The sequence below is a fragment of the Staphylococcus gallinarum genome (assembly GCF_000875895.1).
In the GTDB taxonomy this organism is placed as follows: Bacteria; Bacillota; Bacilli; order Staphylococcales; family Staphylococcaceae; genus Staphylococcus; species Staphylococcus gallinarum.
In genome coordinates, this window is record NZ_JXCF01000109.1 from 1 (window position 1) to 1,736 (window position 1,736).

The 1,736-nt window shown below is 32.9% G+C and carries 2 protein-coding genes and 2 pseudogenes; 3 read left to right on the plus strand and 1 reads right to left on the minus strand.

Translation table 11 applies throughout. The annotated features are described in order from the left end of the window. Positions 1-132: 132 nt before the first annotated feature. The 3 genes and pseudogenes from SH09_RS17390 to SH09_RS17520 all read left to right on the plus strand — a co-directional run. Positions 133-492 (plus strand): annotated as a pseudogene (locus SH09_RS17390) (HTH domain-containing protein); the annotation flags it as partial. Positions 493-580: 88 nt separating this feature from the next. Continuing rightward, complete coding sequence (locus tag SH09_RS13660; protein WP_071225812.1) at positions 581-1,177, plus strand: IS3 family transposase; 597 nt, start codon at positions 581-583, stop codon at positions 1,175-1,177. Between the two features lie 27 nt (positions 1,178-1,204). Further along, a pseudogene (locus tag SH09_RS17520) lies at positions 1,205-1,447 on the plus strand (IS3 family transposase); the annotation flags it as partial. Here the strand turns inward: SH09_RS17520 and SH09_RS16905 are convergent. Continuing rightward, on the minus strand, positions 1,356-1,736 hold a 381-nt coding region (locus tag SH09_RS16905; protein WP_167706515.1), incomplete at its 5' end, for a hypothetical protein. The pseudogene SH09_RS17520 and the gene SH09_RS16905 overlap by 92 nt on opposite strands.

The following is a 1,736-nucleotide window of genomic DNA, read 5'->3' on the forward strand; positions in this document are numbered from 1 at the left end:
GTCTATAGGGTTATTTTAATGTATAATTTGAGTAACTACTCTAATGACTGAGAGGTGCAAATTGATGAGTAAACGTTTATTTACTGAAAATGAAATAGCTGATTTAAAATTAAATAAGTTGTACAAAATGTAACGCCTAAAGCAATCACATATACAGAAGAATTCAGAGAACACTTTGTAGAAGAATATGAAAAAGGCAAACTTCCTTCAGAAATTTTTAAAGAGGCTGGTTTTGACACAAAGATTTTAGGAAGACGTATTAGTAATTTTAGAGATCGCGTACTCGCAATGAAAAGCCGACCTGAAGGATTGCGAGATACGAGAAAAGATAGCTCTGGCAGACCCAAATTATCAGAAATGACCCCTGAAGAAGAAATTGAATACTTAAAACACAAAATTGCGCTTCAAAATCAACAAATAGAAGCACTAAAAAAAACGAATTCTATCAATCGCCGTGCCTCAAAAGCTATGCGCAAGAAAAATTCGAATTGATAAATAGCTTGATTTCAAGAGACAATAATTTACTTAATATATCTTGGCTGTGCAAGATTGCCCAGGTGTCTAGATCTGGTTTTTATGCGTGGAAAAACGAGAAGAAAAACGTATTGAACGTGAGAAAAATGATGAAAAAGATTTTGAATTAGTTTTAGCAGCGTTTAATAAACGAGGGTATTCTAAAGGTTCAAGAAGCATTCATATGACCCTCTTACAACAAGGTATTATCATGAATCGTAAGAAGATTGTTAGACTTATGAAGAAGTTTAACTTAGTATGTCCGATAAGAAAAGCAAATCCATATAAACAAGCCATGAAGTATTCCACTGAACAACGTGTGAAAGATAACTTAGTGAAACGTCATTTCAAAATGGGTGGTCCTAAAACAATTTTTCTTACTGATATTACCTATTTGTGTTACGGGAAAGGTAAAACAGCCTATCTATCTACTATAAAAGATGCTTACACGAATCAAATACTTTCATATGAACTAAGTGATAGTTTGAAAGTAGACCTTGTATTAAATACTGTTTCAAAACTCGTAGAGAAACATAAAATTCCGAAAAATAAAAAATTAATTATTCACTCAGACCAAGGGATTCACTATACATGTACATCATTTCAAGCATTAGTTAACACAAGTGGTTTAAAACAATCAATGTCTAGGAAAGGAAACTGTTGAGATAACGCGCCCCAAGAATCGTTTTTTGGTCACATGAAAGATGAAATCAAAGGGTTGAAAGATATTCATCATTTTGAAGAACTGACAGAACTTGCGGATGATTATATTGATTACTACAATAATGACCGTTTTCAAATGGGGCGCGCAAAGTTATCACCAAATCAATTTGAAGCATACGTTAAAACGGGAGATTATCCATTAATCCAATATCAAAATCCCCCAGCTGTTCCAATCTCTCATTATCAAAGTCAAACTCAGCTTCAAATTTAGTGTCATATTTATCATTTAGGCGATTTATTGCGTCAGACGATATCACAGAACCAAGGTTACCAATACTTTCATCAAACATTAGAAAGACATAGAAGTCATAAATAAGATCATTAGAACAATTCTTCAGAACAAACTTAAGCGCATCATGTAAGTAAGCTTCAGATAAACAAATCAATCTGAGTGTATTATACGATTCAAAATATACCCACATATCGACATCGTCTAGTTCACTGTAATATTTAATCATCCAATTAGGTACCGTTCTATTGATATGCATCAAGGTAAACTC